We start from the raw sequence: 18,124 nt of genomic DNA, 5'->3' as shown, positions 1-18,124 counted from the left end.
GGAGACGAGAGCCGAGATGAGAGATTTCTCGAATCGGACGACGAACCGGGCACCGGACCGCGACGTGACCATCACGGACATCGAGACGTGCGTCGTGGAGGGAAACTTCGAGTGGAACCTCGTGCGAGTCCACACGGACGCCGGGGTGACCGGTATCGGGGAGTCCTACCGCGGCGGCGGCGTCACCGAGGTGATGGAGTACATGAAGCGGTTTCTCGTCGGCGAGAACCCCCTCGACGTGGAGCGACTGTTCCGTCGGATGGTACAGGAGACGTCCGGTCACGGCGGGACGACGGGGAAAGTCGTCACCGCGGCGTCCGGCATCGAAATCGCGCTTTGGGACGTCGCCGGGAAGGTTCTCGGCGTCCCCGCCTACCAACTGCTCGGCGGGAAGTACCGCGACGAGGTGCGCATCTACTGCGACTGTCACGCCGGGGAGGCGTACGAGGTGTCGGACGGCTATCCCAGCGCCCACGACGACGACGCCTACGCGGCGGAGGCGTACGCCGAGGAGGCCGCGCGCGTCGTCGATATGGGCTTTACCGCGCTGAAGTTCGACCTCGACCAACCGTTCGACAACGACCCCGACCCGTTCAACGGCCGGGCGAGCAACGCCGCCGTCCGGCGGAAAGTCGAGACCGTCGAAGCCATCCGCGAGGAAGTCGGCTACGACGTGGACCTGGCGTTCGACGTCCACTGGGACTACACGATAGACACCGCGAAACGCCTCGCGTCGAAACTCGAACCGTACGACCTGATGTGGCTCGAAGACGTGGTGCCGCCCGAGAACGCGGACGCCCAACGGGAGGTCAACCGCGCCACTTCGACGCCGTTGGCGACGGGCGAGAACCGGTTTCGCGTCCACGAGTTCGAGGAACTGCTCTACGACTTCGGCGTCGACATCGTGACGCCCGACCCGACGACGTGCGGCGGCCTCGCGGAGTCGAAAGCCATCGCCAACCGCGCAGAGGAGAACTACATCGCGTTCTCGCCGCACAACGTCTGCGGCCCCGTGGGGACGATGGCCTGCGTCCACCTCGGCGCGTGCGTTCCGAACTTCGACGTGTTGGAGTACCACGCACTGGAGGTGGAGTGGTGGGACGACTTACACGACAGAGACCGACCGCTCATCGAGGACGGCTACATCGAAGTGCCGGAGGAACCCGGACTGGGCATCGGCATCGACGAGGACGTGGCGCGGGACCACCTCCTCGACGGGGGGACGATGTTCCCGTGACGGCGGCAACGCGGCGGGACTGCCGCCCGCCGAGAATCAGCCGGCAACGTCGGCCCGAAGTCGAAGCTATAGGTTCCCCGGCGACGAGGGGGCGACCATGACCGAGAACGTCGGACTGACGCGCATCGCCGAGGCGACGGACCCATTGGTGGGGACGTGGGCCACCATCCCGGACGCGTCCACGGCGGAACTGCTCGCCGGAATCGGGTACGACTTCGTCGCGTTCGACCAAGAGCACACTCCGGTGTCGTACGGGACGATGGGAGACATGCTGCGGGCGGTTGACGCCGCCCCCGGAGAGTCGGAGTCTCTGGTCCGCGTCGCCGACGACGACCCGACGACGCTGAAACGGACGCTCGATTTGGGGCCGACGGCGATTCTGGTCCCGATGGTGGAGACGGTAGAACAGGCCGAGGATATCGTCGAGGCGAGTCGGTACCCGCCGGAGGGACGGCGGGGACTCGGCCTCGCCCGAGCGTCCGAGTACGGCCGGTCGCTGTCGGACCACGTCGAGACGGCCGAGGACTCACTCGCTCGGTTCGTCCAGTTGGAGTCCGAACGCGCCGTCGAGAACGCCGAGGATATCGCGGCGGTGGACGGCATCGACGGCCTGTTCGTCGGCCCGGTGGACCTCTCTCTGTCGATGGACCGCTTCGGCGACTGGGACGACGAGGACTTCCTCGAAAACGTGACCCGCGCCGTCGATGCGGCCCACGACGCCGGTATCGGTATCGGAACGCTCGCGACCAGCGCGGCGCAACGAGAGGCGCGCCTCGACTGGGGCGTCGACTACATCGTCGCGGGCGTGGACGCGATGCATCTCGCGGAGGGGGCGGCGGACGCACTCGACCACTCCAGAGACCACCTCTGAGAGCCGCGAGAGTGGGATAAACCCACACGTTTATGATTCCGAGCCGACAGTAGCTGTCATGGCACCGACCATCACGCGGATAGAGAGCACCGAGTTCTCGTTTCCGTTGGAAGACACGGGACACAATCCGGACGGGTTCAGCCTCGTCTACGAACCGGGGACGACGACGGAGCGAAAGCAGTTCGCGCTGAAGATACACACGGACGAGGGCATCACCGGCGAGTACGTCGGCGGGAACTCGCCGGGTGCGGCGCAGTTCAACGTCGTCGCGGACTACCTCGTCGGGAAGAACCCCCTCGAACGGGAGCGACACTGGAGCGAACTGAAGCGGGCGCTCAGAAAGTACGACCGGATGGGGATGGGACCGATGGACATCGCCCTGTGGGACTTCGCCGGGAAGTACTACGACGCTCCCATCCACGAACTTCTCGGAACCTATCGGAAGCGACTCCCCGCGTACGCGTCCACGTACGAAGCCGACGAGAACGGCGGATTAGACTCGCCGGAGGCGTACGCCGACTTCGCGGAGGAGTGTCTGGAGATGGGTTACGGCGGGTTCAAGATGCACGTCTGGGGCGCAGACGAGTGGCGCGATATAGACCGAGAGATAGAGACGGTCCACGCTCTCGGCGAACGCGTCGGCGACGAGATGGACCTGATGCTCGACCCCGCGTGCCAGTACGAGACGTTCGCGGACGCGTTGAAGGTGGGCCGCGCCTGCGACGAAGAGGAATTCTTCTGGTACGAGGACCCGTACCGCGACGGCGGCATCTCCCAACACTCCCACAAGAAACTCCGCGAGATGCTCGACACGCCCATCCTGCAGACCGAACACGTCCGCGGACTCGAACCGCACACGGACTTCGTCGCGAACGGCGCGACGGACTTCGTCCGCGCGGACCCCGAGTACGACGGCGGGATTACGGGTGCGATGAAGATAGCCCGCGTCAGCGAGGGGTTCGGCCTCGACGTGGAGTACCACGCTCCCGGCCCTGCACAGCGTCACTGCATGGCGGCGACGCGCAACGCCAACTACTACGAACTCGCCTTAGTCCACCCGGAACTCCCGAACCCCATCGCCCCGGTGTACGAGGGAGGATACTCGGACTACATCGACGCCGTCGACGACGAGGGGACGGTGCCGGTGCCCGACGGCCCCGGACTCGGCGTCGACTACGATTGGGAGTACATCGAGGAGAACAACACGGGGAGTGTCCACGTTTACGAGTGAACGTCCGGGAGAGAGCGGCTGTCTGCGGCGAAGTGCGGCGACTGGAGAACGGCGGTCGCTACTCGTAGACGGCGACGATATCCGCGACGAGCGACGTTATCTCGTCGCGGGCGTCGTCGTCGAGTTCGACCAACGGCGGGCGAACCTCGTCGCTGTCGAAGACGCCGCGCGCGCGGAGTCCGGCCTTCGTCGCCGGAGCGAACCCGTGTGCGACGCACTGCTGGAACAGGGGCGCGACGTGTTCCTCGTGGATTCGTCGGGCTTCGGCCGGGTCGCCGTTCTCCGCGGCGTGCGTCGCCGCCGCGAACGCCTCCGGTATCACGTTCGAGAGGGCGTTGACGCCGCCGTCGGACCCGAACAGCAGTCCGGGCACGAGGTGGCTGTCGAACCCCTCGAACAGTTGGAACTTCGCGGGCGTTCGGCGCAGGAGTTCCGAGAAGTAGTTGAAGTCGCCGCTGGAATCTTTCAGGCCGAGGATTCGGTCGTGTCCGGCGAGTTCGACGACGGAGTCGGCGTCGATCGACCGTCCGACGCAGGAGGGGATGTTGTAGAGATAGAGCGGAAGCGCGGCGTCGTCGGCGACGCGTCGCACGAACGCTACGTCGCCCGCCGGGTCGTTCGACCCGTGGAAGTACGGAAGCGTGATGAGAGCGGCGTCCGCGCCCGCCTCGTCGGCCGTCTCGATTCGCTCTCGCGTTTCGGCGACGCTCGTCCCCGCGGTGCCCGCCATCACGGGCGCGCCGTCGGCGCGTTCGACGGTCGTCTCAAGCACCGCCCGGTACTCGGCGGCGTCGAGACTCGCGAACTCGCCCGTCGTTCCGCAGGGGACGAGGCCGGTCACGCCGCCTTCGAGGACGTGTTCGACGAGTGTCCCGAGAGCCTCGTGGTCTACGTCTCCGTCCTCGAACGGGGTGACGAGCGGGCAGTGTGCGCCTTCGAACCGTCGCGCGACGTCTTCGGTCATGGTGAGTCACTCCCCGCGGCGGAAGTTATAGCTTGTCACGGCGGCAGTCCGTCGCCAAAGTTTATGGGAGCGTGAGAGTATGTATCACGGGATGGCGATACTGGCAGCAGTCGAAGGCGACAAACAGCCCGACCGAACGATCACCGTCGGAGAGGACCTCGCGGAGGCGTACGACGACGAACTCATCGTGATTCACGTCCTCCCGCAAGAGGAGTTCGAGAAGCGAGACGAAGTCACGAAGGGCGAACGGTACACCGTCGAAGACGGACAGAACGACGCCGAGGCGACGGCGCGAACGGTCGTCAAAGCCTCCACCGACAGACCGGGACCGGTGGTCACTCGCGGACGCGTCGGTGACGTGGTCGAGGAGTTGTTGAGCGAGTCCGAGCGGGTGGACGCGAAGTATCTCGTCATCGGCGGGCGCAAGCGGACGCCGGTCGGGAAAGCCTTGTTCGGAAGCACCACCCAGTCCGTGCTCTTGAGTTCGGACGTTCCGGTCGTCGCCGTGATGGACGAATGAGAGGGCGACGACCGAGGGAGTGCGAGCGTTCATTAGCGGGGAGGTGAAACTCGAAGGAAACCATGGTCGAACTCGAGTTCCCCGGCCGAGAACGGCTGGAAGCGGTCAACGACGCGTCGATCGAGGACCTCCCCACGTTCGCGACGGTTCGGACGGTCACCGACCCGCCCGAGGTGGACGACGTCCGGGCGGCGACCGTCGAAGCGGTCGGCGACATCCCCGCGTTCGACGACCTGCCGCGGGGGGCCGAAGTCGCGATAACCGCCGGGAGCAGAGGCATACACGACATGCCCGCCGTCCTCGCGGCGGCAGTCGAGGAACTGCAAGAGAGGGGGTTCGAACCGTTCGTCATGCCCGCGATGGGGAGTCACGGCGGCGCGACGGCCGAGGGGCAAGTCGAGACGCTCGCGTCTCTCGGCGTCACCGAGGCGTCGATGGGGTGTGAGATTCGCTCCTCGATGGCCGTCGAGAAAGTCGCGGAGGACCCGAACGGCGAACCGGTGTACGCCGCTGAGGACGCACTCGACGCCGACGCCATCCTGTTGGCGAACCGCGTGAAACTCCACACCGACTACCGCGGCCCGATAGAGTCGGGGCTCTGTAAGATGGCCGTCGTCGGACTCGGCAAGCACCGCGGCGCGGAGAACATGCACAACGCCGCCATCGCGCGGGGGTTCGACGACGTCGTCCCCGAACGGGCCGAACTGCTCCTCGAAGCCACGGACGTGGTCGGCGGCATCGCAGTCGTGGAGAACGACAGAGAACGCGCCGCACACATAGAGGGGCTTGCGGTCGATACCCTCCGAGAACGCGAGGAGGAACTCCTCGAACGGTCGGCGGAGCTGTTTCCCTCCCTGCCCGTCGAGCAGTTGGACTTCCTGATGGTGGACGAACTCGGGAAGAACGTCAGCGGAACCGGGATGGACACGAACGTCGTCGGCCGAGTCCGCTTTCACAACCAACCGGACGTGGACACGCCGGAGATAACGCGCGTCTACGTCCGGTCTCTCACCGAGGAGTCCCACGGCAACGCAATCGGCATCGGTCTCGCGGATTTCATGAGCAGGGACCTGCTGGAGTCGGTCGACTTCGAAGACATGTACGTGAACATCACGACGAGTGGCGAACCCGAGCGCTCGAAAGTGCCGTTCGTCGTCCCCTGCGACGCGACAGCGTTCGTCCTCGCCGCGTCGATGACCGGCGTTCCCGACCTCTCTCAGATGCGCATCGGTCGCATCACGAACACCCTCGAACCCGGGACGATGCTCGCGTCCGAACCCGTCCTCGACCAGTTGGAGGGGAGAGACGACGTGGAAATCGGCGAACGCAGGCGATTGACCTTCGACGACGACGGCCGGTTGACGACCGAAATCGAGGAGTGACGGACGGCGCTACTCGTCTCCGTCCCGCGCGCGTTCGAAGGCCCGCGCGACGCGGAGGAGATGTGCGTCCTCGTGCATCCCGCCGACGAACTGGACGCCGACCGGAAGGGCGTCGGCGTCGTCCCCGCCGGCGTCGCTCTCGTCGGGAACGGTCACCGCGGGGACGCCCGCGAGGTCCATCGGACGCGTGTTGTACGCGAGCGGAACGTTCAGAGCGTCTTGGTCGTCCGCGTCGTAACTGTGCGGTTGCCACGCGCCAACCTCGGGCGCGACGACGGGCATCGTCGGACAGACGAGTGCGTCGCGGCCGTCGAGGGCGTCCTCGAACTCCGCTTTCAGCGTCGCACAGACGTTCCGCGCGCGGGTGTAGTGGCGGCCGTCGTACCTATCGAGGAGGGCCGCGCCGACGAGGGCGCGTTCGCGGACCACGTCGCCGAAGCCGACGCCCGCGGCGGACTGCCGTGCACTCGCGGCGTCGTACCGGGAGGTGTCGAACGGGCCGGGTCGCTCTATCGGGAGGCCGTTGCGCCGGAGTGCGGCGGCGAACTCGACGTTCGTGATAGCGTTCCAGACGTAGACGGCGTCTTCGACGGTCGGGAGTCGGACGGACTCCACCGTCGCGCCCGCGGATTCGAGCGTCGCTATCGCGCTCTCGAAGCGTTCGCGCACCTCGTCTGAGACGTGAGACGAGAGGAGTTCCTCCGGGACCCCAAAAGAGAGGTCCGAGACTTCGGGCGCGTCGTCGAGTCCCGCGGCGCAGTCGCCGATCGGAATCTCCGTCGCCGCCGCCGAGGAGGGGTCGCGGGCGTCGTAGCCGCCGATTACGTCGAATCCGAGCGCGGCCGTCTCCACGTCCGGTGCGAGCGGTCCGACGTGGTCGAGCGTGTAAGCGAGGTCCACGAACCCGTCGCGCGGGACCGCGCCCCACGAGGGTTTGAACCCGACGACGCCGCAGAACGACGCCGGGATTCGGACCGACCCGCCGGTGTCGCTTCCGAGAGCGAGGTCGGCGGAGCCTTCGGCGACGGCGGCGGCGCTTCCCGACGAGGACCCACCGGCGACTCGCGCGTCGTCCGCCGGGTTCGTCACCGGCCCGAATCCGCTCGTTTCGCTCGTCGGCCCGTAGGCGAGTTCGTCCATGTTCGTCTTGCCGACGAGTCGCGCGCCCGCAGAGAGCAGTCGGTCCACGATACTCGCGTTCCGACGGGGGACGACACCCTCGAAGACGCGCGACCCGCAGGTCATCGGGACGCCCGCGACGGCGATGTTGTCCTTCACGGCGACGTCGACGCCGGAGAGGGGGCCGTCGTCGTCTCCGCCTGCGACGAACGCCGTGATGTAGGCGTTGTGCGGGTCCTCGTCCTCCTCGGGCGCGCGAACGTCGCGCACGGCAATCGACTCGGCGGCGTCCGCCGGTGCGAGTTCGTCGAGTGCGGCGTACCCGCCTATCTCGTCGTTCACGCCGCGGGCGAACCGTTCTGCGTCCGCCGTCGAGAGGTCGAACCCCATCGCGTCGCCCGCCTCGGCGACCCACTCCGCCGAGACGGACGAGAGAGGCATCGGCACTACTGAGTCCCCCGGTTCCGGTCGGTCGATATGTCGTCGAATCTCGTCATGCGTCTCCGAGACACGGTGGAGACTCGCATAACCGTTCGGGTCCGAGACGCGTTCGGACGGCCGTTTTCGCTTCATCGACGCCGAGAGCGTCGCCGGCGTCCGGTGAATTTTTGCTAGTTTTGATGGCAAAACTGTATTGTACAAGAAAACTGTGAAAGTTAGAAAAATAGTTTGTATAGCAAAACTGTACTCGGGGGACAGGTAAAGCGCCCGTTCGCTCTCTCGGAGCATCCGTCAGTCGGACGGAGTAACGGCCGCCCTAGTTCTTTGGTACCGAGACACGTTCGTGACACGTATGCAAACGACAGTCGTGGCGGAGTTCGAGGGACGCACCGCACGCGGAGACGAGAGTTCGGAGCGACCATGACGGACGATTCGAACGCGGTAGACGAGAGAGCGGGACGAACCGAGTTACATCCCGACGCGCGGGCATTTCTCGACGAGGTGGCGGCGCGGGGGCATCCCTCGACGGCGAACCTCTCCGTCGAGTCCGCGCGAGAGCAGTCTTCGCTTCTCGTCGAACGGACGGCGGGACCGGACGTAGAGGACGTGTTCGACCTCTCGATTCCGGGACCGGAGCGGTCGATTCCGCTCCGAGTCTACCGGCCGTCCGGCGACGAGGGGCGGGGCGTCGTCGTCTACTTCCACGGTGGTGGGTGGGTGTTCGGCGGACTCGACAAGATGGACGCCGCCTGCCGCCACGTGGCTTCCGCCTCCGGGCGAGTGGTCGTCTCGGTGAACTACCGCCACGCGCCCGAGCATCCGTTTCCCGCCGGACTGCGGGACTGCCGAACCGCGACGCGGTGGGTCGTCGAGAACGCCGCCGTTCTCGGCGGCGACGGAGAGAGGGTGGCGGTGGCCGGTGACAGCGCGGGCGGGAACCTCGCGACGGCCGTCGCACTCGCGTTTCGCGACTTCGACGGCCCCTCTCTCGAACGGCAACTGCTCGTCTATCCGGCGACCGAACACGCCTTCGACACGGCGTCGCACGAACAGAACGCGACGGGGTACTACCTCGAACGCGCGGACAGTCGGTGGTTCTGGAGCCACTACCTCGACGACGAACTCGACGGGAAACACCCGTACGCCTCGCCGTTGCGGGCACGGGACCTCTCGAACCTGCCGCCCGCGTCGGTGCTCACCTGCGGGTTCGACCCCCTCCGAGACGAGGGCGTCGCCTACGCGAGTCGCCTCGCCGAGGCGGGAGTCCCCGTCCGACACCATCACCTCCCCGACCAGATACACGGGTTCGTCGGGATGTTCGTCGAACCGATGCGGTCGCACGCGGAGGAAGCGCTTACGACTATGCTGGACGACCTCTCGGGCTGAGACGACCGACTGAGAGTCCGAAACTGCAGTCGATGGGTGAATAGACCTTCGCTTCAGCGGTTCGGCCGCCTCCCATACATCCGCCGGTGGTGCGATATCGTCGAACGGGTATCGCGACCGACTACGACTCGGAGACCCACGCGTACGACGCCCCGAACGCGAATCCGCTGGTGTGCAGCGACGTGGCCAACCCGCCTGTCGCGATATCTCCGGCGACGATGACGACCCCGTAGAGCACGAATGCGCGCGCGAGGCCCCGGTGACGGTGAGGGACACCTCCGAAGACGGTTCCGCCCGCCACGTATCCGGTCAACGCGAACCCGACCGCCGACGCACCGTATCCGAACCTCGTCTGTCCGGCGAGGACGAACACGGCCGCCGCGACCAGGGGAGTGAGAACCACCAGACGGGCGTAAACCGCGCGAATCGCGTCGGCGGGTTCGTCCACGTTCAAGAACCCGACTGAGGCGACGGCGAACAGACCGAGGTTCTTCAGCAGGTGTACCGGCGGGCGTTGAGTCGGGTCGTGAAAGAGGACGTGCGCGAAGACGCCGACGAGGCGGAGGGGAAGTTCTTCCGGAGACGAAGGCAGCGTCGACTGCAGCGTGAAGAGTCGGAAGCGAACGATGGACGGTTGAACGGCGAAGAACCAGACGGTGACGACGGCGGGAAGCCACCCGACCGACGCCACGCGTTCGAGAGTCGTTCGGACCGACCCGAGACCGACTCGGTCCGACGAGGGAGACTCCGGCGGGGAACGGCCGACGCCCATAGTTGTCTCCGCTTCGTTCGGACGAGGCATTGTAACGGGGACAGTATGCAGGTGTAATGGAGTGAATATACAGATAAACGGAAACTAACGCCCGGAGACATCGGTGGACGATGGAAGCATCGTGTACCGCACGAGGAGCCGCCTACGGCGGGTAGCGCACCTCTAACGGGGTTCGAAACGGCGGAGGTCGTCGAATGCGGAGCTATATATCGCGACGCCGAGACGGGGAACCGATGCAAAGCGAGTCCCTCCGGCACGCGCCGGGAACGTTCTCTATCGCCGCGCGCGACCCCGAATCGAACGTCTACGGCGCGGCGGTGACGACCGGGACGGTGTGCGTCGGCGCGACCTGTCCGTACGTGAGCGAGGCCGCCGCAGTCGTCACGCAGTCGTACACCGAGACGGAACACGGGCGAGACGGCGTCGCGCGCGCGGCGGCGGGCGACCGACTCGAAGACGCGCTATCGGAGCGTCTCGCGGCGGACGAACGCGCCGCCTACCGGCAGGTCCACGGCGTCGGTACCGAAAGCGAGTTCGTCTTCACCGGCGCGGAGTGCGTCGAGTGGTGCGGTCACCGCGTCGGCGACGACTACACCGTCGCGGGGAACATGCTCGCCGGACGCGAGGTGGTGGGCGCGACGGCCGAAGCGTACGAGTCCGCGACGGGCGACATGGCCGACCGCCTCGTGACCGCCCTCGAAGCGGGGGCGGCCGCGGGCGGCGACGAGCGAGGCGAACTCAGCGCCGCGCTCCTCGTCCACGCGCCGGACCCCGAGTTCTACCACAACCTCCGCGTGGACCTCTCGGAGACTCCGGTTTCCGACCTCCGCGAACTCCTGACTGAGGCGCGGCGGGCGAAAGCGAAGATACGCGAGGAGACGGACGAGACGTTCGGGGAGTATCCGCCCGAACTGCTCGATTTCGGCGTGAAGTACTGAGCGCCGAGGGGAGAAACCGAAAGGAGCGGTCAGTCCGAGTCGCCGAGGGCCCGCCCCTCGCTTTCCGCCGCCGGAGCGATGAACGACTCCTGTTCGCTCATCTCCTCGAGGGAGAGGTGACACGATATCTCGTGGCCGTCGCCGACGTCTTCGAGCGACGGCACCTCCGTCTCACAGCGGTCGCCGATCTTCTTCGGACACCGCGTCTGGAACGGGCATCCCGACGGCGGGTTTATCGGACTCGGAACGCTCCCTTCGAGGAGGATTCGGTCCGTCTTCCGGTTCGGGTCGGCGTGCGGAACCGCAGAGAGTAGACTCTCGGTGTAGGGGTGGAACGGCGGGGAGAACACCTGCTCTATCTCGCCGAACTCGGCTATCTTCCCCAGATACATCACGGCGACGCGGTCACAGATGTGCCGGACGACGCCGATGTTGTGCGAGATGAACAGATAGGAGATGCCCGACTCGGCCTGAATCTCCGAGAGCAGGTTGAGAATCTGCGCTTGCACGGAGACGTCGAGTGCGGAGACGGGTTCGTCGCAGACGATGAGTTTCGGTTCGACAGCCAACGCGTGCGCGATAGCGACGCGTTGCTGTTGGCCGCCGGAGAACTCGTGGGGGTACTTGCTCGCTGCCGCCCCCGAGAGACCGACGCGTTCGAGGAGTTCGCGGACGCGCCGCCGTTTCTCGTCGCCGGTGGCGATGTCGTGTTTCTCCATCGCTCGACCGACTATCTGGCCGACGGTCTTCCGGGGGTTGAGCGAACTGTGCGGGTCTTGGAAGATGATCTGCATCTCGCGGCGCAGGCTCCGAACCTCCGAGGACCCGAGTTCGTGAAGCGGTTGCCCGTCGAAGTACACCTCGCCTTCGGTCGGTTCCAGAAGGCGGAGGGCGGTCCGCGCCACGGTGGACTTCCCGCACCCGGACTCGCCGACGAGTCCGACCGTCTCGCCGGGGTAGACGTCGAAGCTGATGTCGTCTACGGCTTTGACGTATCTCCGCTCGAGTGTGGGGAGGCCGCCGCCCTCGCGGGTGAGACGGACGTTTCCGAGGATGCCGTCGCCCGCGGGGAAGTACTTTTTCAGTCCGCGCACCTCGAATAGCGGGTCGCCGCTCCGGTCCACGCCGCGCCGTCCGCTTCCGCGGGCGTGCGCCGTCGTCTCGGAGAGGTCGAGTTCCCCGGCGTGGACGCAGGCCGCCTTCGACGCCGAATCGCCGACAGAGCGGAGTTTCGGGTCGCCGCCGGTTCGGCACTCCTCGGTGGCGTGCGGACACCGCGGGGCGAAGTTACACCCCGTCGGCAGGTCACCGAGGTCCGGCATCGCCCCCGAGAGCGTCGGGAGTTCGTCGTAGTCCGTATCGACCGCGGGAATCGAGTCGATGAGAGCGCGGGTGTACGGATGTCGCGGTCGGTCGAACAGGTCCTCTAAGGGAGCCGTCTCGACGAGATTGCCCGCGTACATCACGCCGACGTGGTCGCAGGTCTGCGCGACGACGCCGAGGTTGTGCGTTATCATCAGCACCGCCATCCCGCGGCGGTCCTGCAGGTCGTTCAGCAGGTCGAGAATCTTCGCCTGCGTGGTCACGTCGAGCGCAGTCGTCGGTTCGTCGGCGATGATGAGGTCCGGTTCGCAGGAGAACCCGATAGCGACGAGGACGCGTTGGCGCATTCCGCCGGAGAACTCGTGGGGGTAGTCGTCGATTCGGTCGGCGGCGTCGGGGATTCCGACCTCCTCCATGGACTCGATGGCGCGTTCTCTGGCCTCGCGTTTCGTCACGTCCTGGTGTCTGCGGACCGTCTCGGTTATCTGCTCGCCGACGGTCATCACCGGGTTGAGAGAAGACATCGGGTCCTGCGGAATCATCGCGATGCGGTTGCCCCGCACGTCGCGCATCTCCGCGTCCGTCTTCTGCAGGAGGTCCTCGCCGTCGAAGACGACCTGTCCGCCGGTTATCTCGCCCGGCGAGTCGATGAGGCGCATCAGAGACCGCGCGGTGACGGACTTGCCCGCCCCCGACTCGCCGACGAGACCCATCGTCTCGCCGCGTTCGAGCGTGAACGACACCTCGTTCGAGGCGACGACGGGGCCGTTCTCGGTGCGGAACTCCGTGCGGAGGTTGCGCACGTCGAGAAGCGGTCTCTCGTCTCCGTCCGCCGCTGTCTGTGCGTCCGCCGCCGTCTGCGTAGTGTGCGTGCTCATTCTATCGCGTCCACCTTCGGGTCGAGAACGTCGCGCAGTCCGTCGCCGAGCATGTTGAAGCCGACGACAGCGATACCGATAGCCAACGCCGGGAACAGGAGCATCCACGGAGCGGTTTCCATGAACCCGCGCCCGGTGTCTATCATGAGTCCCCACGACGGCCGCGGCGGTTGCGCGCCGAGGCCGAGGAAGGAGAGACTCGCCTCCGCGAGGATCGCGAACGAGACGTTGAGCGACCCCTGAACCAGTATCGGTGCCGTGCAGTTCGGGAGCACCTCGCTGAAGACGATGCGGGAGTTGCCCTCGCCGCGCGCGACGGCCGCCTCGACGTACGCCTCGTTTCGCTCCGCCAACGCCGCACTCCGCGTGACGCGGGCGATGTACGGCGTGTAGACGAACCCCAAGGCGATGATGACGTTGATCAACTCGGGGCCGAGGACGACCAGAAGCGTCAGTGCCAACAACACCGGCGGGAACGCCATCGCGGCGTCCATGACGCGCATGAGTATCTCGTCGACGAGTCCGCCGGAGTAGCCCGCGACGACGCCGATGACGGCACCGACGAGGAGCGCCCCCGAGATAGCGCCGAACCCGACGTACAGGGAGATTCGACTCCCCATGACGACGCGACTGAAGATGTCGCGCCCCAAGTCGTCGGTCCCCATCGGGTGGTCGAGAGAGGGCGCTTCCGTTCGCTCTTGGATGTTCGTCTCCGCGTACGGGTACGGCGCGATGAGGGGCGCAAAGATGGCGACGACGACGAGCGAAACGACGAGCGTCAGCCCTATCATCGCCTTCGTGTTGCTCCGGAACTTGCGGGCGAACCGAACCGCGCGTTCCCGTTGCGCGTCGCTTATCAGGGGTCGTTCCTCCGAGGACTGCTGTTCTGCGGCCATCACTCCTCACCCCCGTACCGGATTCGCGGGTCGAAGTACGCGTACAACAGGTCTGCTGCGAAGTTCGAGAACATGTATATCAGTGCGACGACGACGATACACCCCTGAATCAGGGGGATGTCGCGGCTCTGGATGGCGGTCAGCGTCAACCGGCCGATGCCGGGCCAGAAGAACACCTCTTCGAGGACGACGACGCCCCCGAAGGCGTAACTGAACTGGAACGCGACGACGGTGATGACCGGGATGACGGCGTTTTTCAGGGCGTGGCGGAGGACGATGACTCGCTGGCTCATCCCCTTCGCGCGGGCGAGGTTGATGTACTCCTCGCTCAGCACTTCGAGCATCGACGAGCGAGTCATCCGCATGATGTAGGCGGTGAGCGCAAAGCCCATCGCGCCCGCGGGGAGTACGAGTCGAGTCAACGCACCCACGAGGTCCTCCGACGGCGAGACGTACCCGCCGGTGGGAAACAGGTTCAACCACACCGCAAAGACGAGGATGAACACGAGTCCCCAGAGGAATATCGGCATCGAGATGCCGACGAAGGCGAACATAGACGCCGTCACGTCGGGCGCTTCGTTCTGGTTGACGGCGGCGTAGACGCCGAGGGGAATCGAGAGGACGACGGCGACGAACGTCGCGGCGAACGCGAGAAGCAGCGAACGCGGCAGTCGCTCCGCGATGAGGTCAGCCACCGGTTCGCCGAATCGAAGCGACTCGCCCATCTGCCCTTGGAGGAGTCCGACGACCCAATCGAAGTACTGCACGTACAGCGGTCGATTCAGCCCGAGTTGGGCTTGGAGCGCTGCGAGCGACTCTTCTGTCGCGTTCGGGCCCAAGATGAGCAACGCGACGTCACCGGGCAGGATGTTGGTGACGCCGAAGGCTATGAGGGTGACGAAAAACAGCGTCACCACCATGAACCCGATGCGACGGACGACGTAGTTGTACATCGACATGTGTCGTGGTACCGTCTCAGCTATCGAGCCAGTTGTTCCAGAACTGGAGCGTGGACCCGTCGGGGGCCCCGATCTTTCCTTTGTACTGCGAGGCGGCCCCGTAGAGGCTCGGCTGCCACCACAAGAACAGGTGGCCGGCGCGTTCCTCGTGGAGAATCTCCGTCGCCTGGTGGTAGAGGTCCGCGCGTTCGTCCTCGTCGTAGATGGTCCGTGCCTCCTCTACGAGCGCGTTGTACTCCTCGTTTTCCCACCCGGTGAAGAAGAAGGCTCCGTCGGGGTGCAGGAACTTGTAGAACGACACGTCGGGGTACCAAAGCGCGAGGTAGGAACTCGTCGTCGCCTGGAAGTTGCGGTCCGAGTAGACGTCCGAGAGCCACGTGCTCCACGTGATCTGTTGAATCTGCAGGTCGATTCCGACTTCCGAAACCTGGTCGGCGATGACCTCCGCGGCCTGCACCTGCGTCGGGTACGACTGCGGAATCTTGAACGTCGCCGAGTAGCCGTCGGGCATCCCGGCGGCTTCGAGATGTTCGCGGGCTTTGTCGAAGTCCTGCGAGCGCGGTCCGATGTCCGGGTGCACCCACGGGCTGTCGGGCGCGGCCGGAGACGCCGTCGTCTTTCCGGTGCCGTACAGGGCCGCTTCCGCCACTTCCTCTTTGTCGATGGCGAAGTCGAGTGCGAGTCGCGCGTCTTTGTTATCGAACGGTTCCTCGTCGCAGTTGAGACCGAGATAGACGAGCGACTTCGGGAACTGGCTCTCGAACCGGACGTCGGGAGCGCTCTCGACGCGGGAGACGTCTTTCGGCGCGATGCCGTTGATGAAGTCGTACTCGCCCGCGAGGAACGACTGGAGCCGCACGCTCGAATCCGGAATCTCGCTTTTGACTATCGTGTCGATGAACGGGCCGTCCTCGTCGCTCGCGCCCCAGTAGTCCTCGTACCGGGTCATCGTGAACGACGTCTCTATCTCGCGGCTATCGAACTGGTACGGGCCGGTGCCGATGGGTTCTTCGACGTTGTCTTTCTCGGCGTTCTCCGCGGGCATGACGGACAGTTCGGCCGTCGCCATCTTCGCGAGGAACGGCGCGAACGGTTCGGTGAGTTGAATCTCGAACGTGTAGTCGTCGGGCGCACGGAGTTCCTCGACGTGGTCGAAAAAGCCCGTCGCGAGGTAGTCGCCGTTCTGAACGCGTTCGTACGTCGCGAGAACGTCTTCGGAGGTCATCTCCTTGCCGTTGTGGAAGGTGACACCCTCGCGGAGTTCGAAGGTCAACAGCGTGTTGTCCTCCGATTGGTCGAAGGACTTCGCGAGGTGCGGTTCGATGGAGTAGTCGTCCTGTAGTGCGACGACTTCCTCGTAGATGTTCTCTAAGACGCGCTTCGATGCCGCGGAGGTGTCGATGTGCGGGTCGAGACCCTGCACCGGAACGGCACCGCCCCACTGGAGCGTTCCGCCCGTCTTCGGGTTGCCCATCGCCTCGGTGCTGGTGTCGGTCTCTCCTCCCGAACCGGCGACGTCGTTGGATTCGCCGTCGGAATCGCTATCCCCCGAGTCGCCCGCACACCCGGCGAGCGCAAAGGGGAGCGTCGATGCGGCCGCGCCGAGGAACGTCCGGCGGTCGAAACGTCCCCGTCGAACTGCGTCCGCAGCGTCGTCTGGCGAGTCGGATCCCTTGCCATTCTCTTGCATACACGCTGAGGAACACAGAGAATATCATAAAGCTTGTGGTAGGGGGTCCGGTTCGACCGGTCGAACAGAGAGGCGCGTTTTGCGAACAGTAAAGTAGGGTTCGTAGCGAACCACGGTAGCAACGACCATGCAAGTCAACCAGCAACGACTCCGCAGCGACATCGAATCGAACGCGGAGTTCGGTGCCGTCCCGAGCGAGGACGGTCGAGGACGAACCGTCTTGGCCGCGAGCGACTCCGACCGGCGAGCGAGAGAGTTCTTCTGCGAACGACTCAGAGACGCCGGCTTGACCATCCGAATCGACGACGTCGGAAACGTCGTCGGTCGGTGGGACCCGGAGAGCGCCGACTCCGAGGCCGCCCCCGTCGCGGCGGGGAGTCACCTCGACTCCGTCCCCGAGGGCGGCATCTTCGACGGACCGCTCGGCGTGTACGCGGCGCTGGAGAGCGTTCGCGCCATGCAGGACGCCGGGGTCGAACCCGTCCGACCCGTCGAAGTCGTGAACTTCACCGAAGAAGAGGGGCAACGGTTCGGCGGCGGCCTCGTCGGGTCGGCGGTCGCGGTCGGAGAGATGTCCGTCGAGGAAGCGCTCGAAATCGAGGACGAGGACGGCATCCCCCTCGGCGACGCGTTGGCCGACATCGGCTTCCGCGGCGACGGACGCCTCGACGCCAGCGAGTGGGACGCGTGGGTCGAACTGCACGTCGAACAGTCGGAACGGTTAGCGGAGGCGGGTGTCCCCGCCGGAGTCGTGACGAGCATCGTCGGTCTCTCGCGGTGCGCTGTCGAAATCGAGGGCGAGGCGGACCACGCGGGGTCGACGCTGATGGACGACCGGTCGGACGCACTCGCCGCCGCCAGCGAGTTCGTCCTCGATATCGAACGCGCGACGACCGAACGGACGGAGACGTCCGAGACGGCCGTCGGCACCGTCGGCAAGTTCGACGTGTCGCCGAACGCGCCGAACGTCATCGCCGGGAGAGCATCGCTGACGGTGGACGTCAGAGACGTGGAGTACGAATCGATCGAGTACATCATCGACGAGGCGCGGGCGAGTCTCGACAGACTCGAACGCCAGCGACCCGTCACGACGACGCTCGAACATCCCTGGAACCGGCGGCCCGTCGAGATGGACGACCGGTGCCGGAACGCACTCCACGCCGCCGGGGCGGAGGCGGGGTTAGAGACGATGGACCTCCACTCCGGCGCGGGACACGACACGATGCACGTCGCGGACGTGACCGACGCCGCACTCCTGTTTGCACCCTCTCGCGACGGTATCTCGCACAACCCGCGCGAGTGGACGGACTGGGCGGACTGCGCCGACGCCACGCGCGTCCTCGCCGGGGCACTCGCATCGCTGGCCACGGAGTAGTCGCCGTTTCGATGCCCGTTCCGGGAACGTACGGGTTTGTCAAATGAGAACGCCTGGCCGCCGGTTCGGACGAGAGCAGAACGGCGAGAGAACGTAGAGAACCCACGAAGAGAGCCATCTCCGCGAACGGAGGGAGCGAGAA

General features: G+C 65.9%; 15 protein-coding genes. 8 read left to right on the top strand and 7 right to left on the bottom strand.

Annotated elements, in window-relative coordinates; genetic code table 11:
• The first annotated feature begins 16 nt into the window (after positions 1-16).
• The 3 genes from BM167_RS14595 (at position 17) to BM167_RS14585 (ending at position 3,339) form a co-directional block, all read left to right on the top strand.
• Positions 17-1,237: a mandelate racemase/muconate lactonizing enzyme family protein gene (locus BM167_RS14595; protein WP_092893466.1), complete on the top strand. Its 1,221-nt coding sequence runs from the start codon at positions 17-19 to the stop codon at positions 1,235-1,237.
• Positions 1,238-1,334: 97 nt separating this feature from the next.
• Positions 1,335-2,108, top strand: a complete 774-nt coding sequence (locus BM167_RS14590) for an HpcH/HpaI aldolase family protein (protein ID WP_092893465.1) — start codon at positions 1,335-1,337, stop codon at positions 2,106-2,108.
• Between the two features lie 58 nt (positions 2,109-2,166).
• Complete coding sequence (locus BM167_RS14585) at positions 2,167-3,339, top strand: mandelate racemase family protein (RefSeq protein ID WP_092893464.1); 1,173 nt, start codon at positions 2,167-2,169, stop codon at positions 3,337-3,339.
• A gap of 58 nt (positions 3,340-3,397) precedes the next feature.
• Here the strand turns inward: BM167_RS14585 and BM167_RS14580 are convergent, their stop codons facing one another.
• Positions 3,398-4,303, bottom strand: a complete 906-nt coding sequence (locus tag BM167_RS14580) for a dihydrodipicolinate synthase family protein (protein ID WP_092893463.1) — start codon at positions 4,301-4,303, stop codon at positions 3,398-3,400.
• A gap of 91 nt (positions 4,304-4,394) precedes the next feature.
• Here BM167_RS14580 and BM167_RS14575 point away from each other — a divergent pair, with 91 nt between their 5' ends.
• Together BM167_RS14575 and BM167_RS14570 are read left to right on the top strand one after the other, a co-directional pair.
• The gene (locus BM167_RS14575; RefSeq protein WP_092893462.1) at positions 4,395-4,823 is read left to right on the top strand and encodes a universal stress protein; all 429 of its coding nucleotides are present in this window, start codon (positions 4,395-4,397) and stop codon (positions 4,821-4,823) included.
• Between the two features lie 62 nt (positions 4,824-4,885).
• Positions 4,886-6,205 carry a nickel pincer cofactor-dependent isomerase, group 22 gene (locus tag BM167_RS14570; protein WP_092893461.1) on the top strand — a complete coding sequence of 440 codons (1,320 nt, stop codon included), beginning with the start codon at positions 4,886-4,888 and terminating at the stop codon, positions 6,203-6,205.
• 9 nt (positions 6,206-6,214) lie between these two features.
• Here BM167_RS14570 and BM167_RS14565 read toward each other — a convergent pair whose 3' ends face one another.
• Entirely contained in the window at positions 6,215-7,765 is a 1,551-nt protein-coding gene (locus BM167_RS14565; RefSeq protein ID WP_245781376.1) for an amidase, read from the bottom strand.
• Between the two features lie 420 nt (positions 7,766-8,185).
• Between BM167_RS14565 and BM167_RS14560 the strand changes: the two genes are divergently transcribed.
• Complete coding sequence (locus tag BM167_RS14560; RefSeq protein ID WP_092893460.1) at positions 8,186-9,151, top strand: alpha/beta hydrolase; 966 nt, start codon at positions 8,186-8,188, stop codon at positions 9,149-9,151.
• A gap of 121 nt (positions 9,152-9,272) precedes the next feature.
• Here BM167_RS14560 and BM167_RS14555 read toward each other — a convergent pair whose 3' ends face one another.
• Positions 9,273-9,923: a hypothetical protein gene (locus tag BM167_RS14555; RefSeq protein ID WP_092893459.1), complete on the bottom strand. Its 651-nt coding sequence runs from the start codon at positions 9,921-9,923 to the stop codon at positions 9,273-9,275.
• Between the two features lie 233 nt (positions 9,924-10,156).
• Between BM167_RS14555 and BM167_RS14550 the strand changes: the two genes are divergently transcribed.
• Positions 10,157-10,861: a DUF1028 domain-containing protein gene (locus BM167_RS14550; protein ID WP_092893458.1), complete on the top strand. Its 705-nt coding sequence runs from the start codon at positions 10,157-10,159 to the stop codon at positions 10,859-10,861.
• A gap of 29 nt (positions 10,862-10,890) precedes the next feature.
• Here the strand turns inward: BM167_RS14550 and BM167_RS14545 are convergent, their stop codons facing one another.
• Genes BM167_RS14545 through BM167_RS14530 form a run of 4 tightly spaced genes read right to left on the bottom strand, consistent with a single transcriptional unit; the run spans position 10,891 to position 16,607 of the window.
• Positions 10,891-13,062: a dipeptide ABC transporter ATP-binding protein gene (locus tag BM167_RS14545; protein ID WP_092893457.1), complete on the bottom strand. Its 2,172-nt coding sequence runs from the start codon at positions 13,060-13,062 to the stop codon at positions 10,891-10,893.
• Positions 13,059-13,958, bottom strand: coding sequence for an ABC transporter permease (locus BM167_RS14540; RefSeq protein ID WP_092893456.1), 900 nt, complete (start codon positions 13,956-13,958; stop codon positions 13,059-13,061). The genes BM167_RS14545 and BM167_RS14540 overlap by 4 nt, the downstream gene beginning before the upstream one ends.
• Positions 13,958-14,917 carry an ABC transporter permease gene (locus tag BM167_RS14535; RefSeq protein ID WP_092893455.1) on the bottom strand — a complete coding sequence of 320 codons (960 nt, stop codon included), beginning with the start codon at positions 14,915-14,917 and terminating at the stop codon, positions 13,958-13,960. The genes BM167_RS14540 and BM167_RS14535 overlap by 1 nt, the downstream gene beginning before the upstream one ends.
• Before the next feature lie 16 nt (positions 14,918-14,933).
• Complete coding sequence (locus BM167_RS14530; protein ID WP_092893454.1) at positions 14,934-16,607, bottom strand: ABC transporter substrate-binding protein; 1,674 nt, start codon at positions 16,605-16,607, stop codon at positions 14,934-14,936.
• 127 nt (positions 16,608-16,734) lie between these two features.
• Here BM167_RS14530 and BM167_RS14525 point away from each other — a divergent pair, with 127 nt between their 5' ends.
• Positions 16,735-17,982 (top strand): Zn-dependent hydrolase, encoded by a 1,248-nt coding sequence (locus BM167_RS14525; RefSeq protein ID WP_092893453.1) that lies wholly within the window; start codon positions 16,735-16,737, stop codon positions 17,980-17,982.
• Positions 17,983-18,124 lie beyond the last annotated feature (142 nt).

Origin of the sequence: Halopelagius inordinatus, from assembly GCF_900113245.1 — an archaeon.
Classification (GTDB): domain Archaea; phylum Halobacteriota; class Halobacteria; order Halobacteriales; family Haloferacaceae; genus Halopelagius; species Halopelagius inordinatus.
This window is presented reverse-complemented; position numbering and strand designations above follow the sequence as displayed.

Coding starts and splice junctions, on each gene's coding strand:
- BM167_RS14540 (WP_092893456.1), bottom strand. CDS start 13,958: ATGGCCGCAGAACAGCAGTCCTCGGAGGAACGACCCCTGATAAGCGAC.
- BM167_RS14535 (WP_092893455.1), bottom strand. CDS start 14,917: ATGTCGATGTACAACTACGTCGTCCGTCGCATCGGGTTCATGGTGGTG.
- BM167_RS14585 (WP_092893464.1), top strand. CDS start 2,167: ATGGCACCGACCATCACGCGGATAGAGAGCACCGAGTTCTCGTTTCCG.
- BM167_RS14550 (WP_092893458.1), top strand. CDS start 10,157: ATGCAAAGCGAGTCCCTCCGGCACGCGCCGGGAACGTTCTCTATCGCC.
- BM167_RS14570 (WP_092893461.1), top strand. CDS start 4,886: ATGGTCGAACTCGAGTTCCCCGGCCGAGAACGGCTGGAAGCGGTCAAC.
- BM167_RS14555 (WP_092893459.1), bottom strand. CDS start 9,923: ATGGGCGTCGGCCGTTCCCCGCCGGAGTCTCCCTCGTCGGACCGAGTC.
- BM167_RS14580 (WP_092893463.1), bottom strand. CDS start 4,303: ATGACCGAAGACGTCGCGCGACGGTTCGAAGGCGCACACTGCCCGCTC.
- BM167_RS14595 (WP_092893466.1), top strand. CDS start 17: ATGAGAGATTTCTCGAATCGGACGACGAACCGGGCACCGGACCGCGAC.
- BM167_RS14575 (WP_092893462.1), top strand. CDS start 4,395: ATGGCGATACTGGCAGCAGTCGAAGGCGACAAACAGCCCGACCGAACG.
- BM167_RS14565 (WP_245781376.1), bottom strand. CDS start 7,765: ATGCCTCTCTCGTCCGTCTCGGCGGAGTGGGTCGCCGAGGCGGGCGAC.
- BM167_RS14545 (WP_092893457.1), bottom strand. CDS start 13,062: ATGAGCACGCACACTACGCAGACGGCGGCGGACGCACAGACAGCGGCG.
- BM167_RS14525 (WP_092893453.1), top strand. CDS start 16,735: ATGCAAGTCAACCAGCAACGACTCCGCAGCGACATCGAATCGAACGCG.
- BM167_RS14590 (WP_092893465.1), top strand. CDS start 1,335: ATGACCGAGAACGTCGGACTGACGCGCATCGCCGAGGCGACGGACCCA.
- BM167_RS14560 (WP_092893460.1), top strand. CDS start 8,186: ATGACGGACGATTCGAACGCGGTAGACGAGAGAGCGGGACGAACCGAG.
- BM167_RS14530 (WP_092893454.1), bottom strand. CDS start 16,607: ATGCAAGAGAATGGCAAGGGATCCGACTCGCCAGACGACGCTGCGGAC.